Genomic DNA, 3,608 nt, shown 5'->3' on the forward strand with positions numbered 1-3,608 from the left:
TAAATGAAATAAATCTTGTTCTGTCATATTAATCGTTTGAGGCTGAAATGTATAAAAATTTATGTGATTTGTTAATAAAAATTGTGAATAAAATTTTGATAACTATTTTCAATGTATAACTTTGTAAGTATGAACATCGAACCATACATCGCGCAGCTTTTATATCGTTACCAATGTGTAACCGTTCCAGGTTTTGGAGCGTTTTTGACCGAAATTCAATCCGCTCAATTAGTTGAAAGTTCCAATTCGTTTTTTCCTCCAAAGAAAATGATTTCTTTCAATGCCTATTTAAAAAATAACGATGGATTATTAGCCAATCATATTGCCCAAGCTGAAAAAACTTCTTATGAATATGCTATAAGTGCGATTCAATATGAAGTATTCAATTGGAAAAAATCGCTTCAGGAAAATGGATTGTTCACAATAAAAAACGTAGGTAATTTTTCGCTTAACTCCGATAAAAATTTGATTTTTACGCCTTACGATCAAACCAATTATTTGACTAATTCTTTTGGATTAAGTGCTTTCGTTTCGCCAATGGTGAAAAGAGAAATTTTCGAACAAAAAATCGAAGCTCTTGAAGAAAATGAAGTAATTGAATTTATTCCTGAAAGAAGAAGAACAAGTGCTTATTTAAAATATGCAGCTGTTTTTGTTTTAGGATTGGGACTTACCGGAGCTATTGGGTATCCGCTTTACCAACAACAAATTGCCAATGAAACGATTCTTGTTGAAACAGCTGTACAAAAACAAGTTCAGCATAAAATTCAAGAGGCTACTTTCTTTATCGAAAATCCTATTCCGGCAGTTACACTTACTGTAAAAGAATCAAAAATGTCCTATCACATTATGGCAGGTGCTTTTAGGGATGAAAAAAATGCCGAAAAAATATTTAAAAAACTATCCGATCAAGGATATAAGGCGCGACGAATTCCACAGAATAAATACGGATTATATCCGGTTCTGTACGGAAGTTATGCCACTTTTGCCGAAGCCGAAAAAGCCAAACAGGAAATTCAAAAAACAATCAATCCTGATGCTTGGATTCTGGTTGAATCACTATAATTTGATTATAGAAACAAAAAAAGGGCTGATTGAAAATTTTCAATCAGCCCTTTTTTTAAAACTTCTTGCCTATTCCTAAAGAAAAATTCCAAAAAGTAGTGTTACTCTCACTTGTATTATAAGTGTTTGCATCAAGATGGTAGCCTCCATCGATTGCTAAAAGGAAATTTTGCCCCAAATTATAATCCAAATGAATACCCGGAAATACAGCACCATTAAAACCCTCTTGCTTAACATCTAAAGTACCATATCCATAAATACTGTTGTTTTGGTCAATATCTATAAAAAATAATCTATGTAAAGATTCTGTAGTGTAGTTAAATCCTATTCCTAAATTAACCGAAAGATTTATCTTTTCCTTTTTTAGTATCAAATAATGCAATTTGCTTCCTATTTCAACCATTTCTATTTTATCCCATTTGGTGTCTTCAAAAATTGTTTCTGGATTGCCAAAACGAATATATCTAAATAAGGCTTTCTCATCATAATAAAAACTTGGAAAATAATCATTTTGAGAATATAAATAATAATACTCCATAGCCCATCTTTTCTTTTTGGTTTGATGCATAAAATTGACCGAAATGTTAAAATTATTCTCATTTTCTTTCATAAAAGAATAATAACTAGGTCCTGCGTTAATGAAAATTTTATTTTTTTCTTGTGAAAAAGAAAAAATTGTAAAGAAAAGAAAAAGGATTGTTGTGTTTTTCATAAAGTTGAATTTAACAAGAGGCTGTTTTGCCTCTTGTTTTTTTAATATTTGACTACAAATCGGTATACCAATGTTTAAAATAATAATCTACAATCCCTACAGATTTAACATTGTACTCAATTCCTCCATCATTATAGGTTTTGCCTGTTGAACCAGCACCCGTAATAGTTGAAAGCACTTGTCTTCTAGTGAGTTCTGAATTCGACCTAAATATTGAGGATCCAGAAGTAACTTTAACATTCGTAGAATCTGTTGGCTCAATAGTTCCTTCCCAAACACCTGTTACCGTGTTATATTTATATGCGTATTTTACATTAACTGTTGTTTCGTCACTTGATTTCCATTTATGAAGGGAAAACACTACTATTTGATGCGAACTCTCCGATTGATTCCAATCAACATCAAATTCTCGATCAAAATTTATCCAATTCTTTTTTCTTGCATTTCTTCTTTTTGTTTTAAAGTCTTCTCCTATCTGAAATCCTTTACCGGTTACAGTAATTGTTCCGTCAGCATTTTGAGTAACTCCAGAATCTATTCCGCCTCTAAATACTCTAAATTTTTGATGTGTTGAACCAAATCCCGTCCAATCTGTTCCATTGATTTTTATCATAGGTATTCTTGTTGTAATAAAGTCTTGATCTGGTATATCATTATGATTTACATTATATGTTAATAAAGTAGCACTTGTTGATAGTGGTGGTGGCAAAGTCGTTACTTCATAAAGTTCAGTGAAACTACTAACTCCACCAACCAAATCACCATCATCAATAACAGATACAATAAAACTAGGATGTGTATCTATAAAATCATTATTCATACTTGACACATAGGATTCTGAAACTCCATTAAAATAATAACCAGAATTAGTTGGGCTACCGTCTTCAGTTTCCTCAGAAGTGTAATATTCGTCATAAGAAATTAGTGATAAATCATTAACTTCGTTATAAGGCGAATACAATTGCAAATAGTCATCGGTAAAAGGATCTCCTTCGGCAGGCAATCTACTATTTGAAGATGTTGTTGTTTTTTTGGTTATTCTTTCATTAATAATTGGGTAATCTGCTTTATGATCGTTTAACTCTTTTTCTAAAGATTGAAAAAACAAGGTTTTTCCTTTGCTTAATTTAGAATTAATTTTTTCGCTTTCACTTTTTCTAATCCCTTTATTTTTTCCCATTAAATACCCAAAACTCACAACCTCTCCATAACCACTTACTTCTTTCATACTTGCTAATACTTCCTCTCGAACTTCTTTTTTGGAAAGTAATCTTCCTATTAACAACGAAGTCTCCTTCTTAAACTTTATCCTATCTGAGTTTTTTAAAGTTGTTGCTGTTACAGCAGTAGGGGTTACTCTTAAATTTTCAGCAGTAGAATCAATTTCTGAAGAACAAGATGTGATAAATAAACTTATGGCAATGCCACATACGAACAATTGAATCGTTTTTAATTTCATAACGTTTAAATTTAATTTATAAATAATTTCTTGTTAGAATTGAAAACTTTTCCCGATCGTTAGAATCATTTTTAAGTCTAATAATTGTTCTAAATTAAAATTAAAATTAAAATTATGCAAAAATTTTTGTTAATATTTTCATAAACAGCCAAAAAATTATCATAAGGAATTATCTTATAGGTTTTAGATTGTTAAAAAACTCTATTTTAATTCAAACTCGCCTTGAACATTCGCAGTTCCTCCCAAGTGAATTTATCGCCATACTTTTCTTTTAAAGGCGAAATTGATTCTTCCTTATAGCCATAAAAAGCCTCGGTCAATTCCTGGATTTTATCTTCGGGCAAAACATCGTTAATGTTTATCGTTTTGGCA

The 3,608-nt window shown here is 30.8% G+C and carries 4 protein-coding genes; 1 reads left to right on the plus strand and 3 read right to left on the minus strand.

Annotated features, from left to right (window positions below; genetic code table 11):
- Positions 1-129: 129 nt before the first annotated feature.
- Positions 130-1,065, plus strand: a complete 936-nt coding sequence (locus PHC28_RS17015; RefSeq protein WP_300103388.1) for an SPOR domain-containing protein — start codon at positions 130-132, stop codon at positions 1,063-1,065.
- Positions 1,066-1,120: 55 nt separating this feature from the next.
- Here the strand turns inward: PHC28_RS17015 and PHC28_RS17020 are convergent, their stop codons facing one another.
- The 3 genes from PHC28_RS17020 to PHC28_RS17030 form a co-directional block, all read right to left on the minus strand.
- Complete coding sequence (locus PHC28_RS17020) at positions 1,121-1,777, minus strand: hypothetical protein (RefSeq protein ID WP_300103391.1); 657 nt, start codon at positions 1,775-1,777, stop codon at positions 1,121-1,123.
- 52 nt (positions 1,778-1,829) lie between these two features.
- The gene (locus PHC28_RS17025) at positions 1,830-3,236 is read right to left on the minus strand and encodes a hypothetical protein (protein ID WP_300103393.1); all 1,407 of its coding nucleotides are present in this window, start codon (positions 3,234-3,236) and stop codon (positions 1,830-1,832) included.
- Positions 3,237-3,442: 206 nt separating this feature from the next.
- Positions 3,443-3,598 (minus strand): helix-turn-helix domain-containing protein, encoded by a 156-nt coding sequence (locus PHC28_RS17030; protein WP_367278062.1) that lies wholly within the window; start codon positions 3,596-3,598, stop codon positions 3,443-3,445.
- Positions 3,599-3,608: the final 10 nt, after the last annotated feature.

The sequence above is a fragment of the Flavobacterium sp. genome (assembly GCF_028712645.1).
Classification (GTDB): domain Bacteria; phylum Bacteroidota; class Bacteroidia; order Flavobacteriales; family Flavobacteriaceae; genus Flavobacterium.

Coding starts and splice junctions, on each gene's coding strand:
- PHC28_RS17020 (WP_300103391.1), bottom strand. CDS start 1,777: ATGAAAAACACAACAATCCTTTTTCTTTTCTTTACAATTTTTTCTTTT.
- PHC28_RS17025 (WP_300103393.1), bottom strand. CDS start 3,236: ATGAAATTAAAAACGATTCAATTGTTCGTATGTGGCATTGCCATAAGT.
- PHC28_RS17015 (WP_300103388.1), top strand. CDS start 130: ATGAACATCGAACCATACATCGCGCAGCTTTTATATCGTTACCAATGT.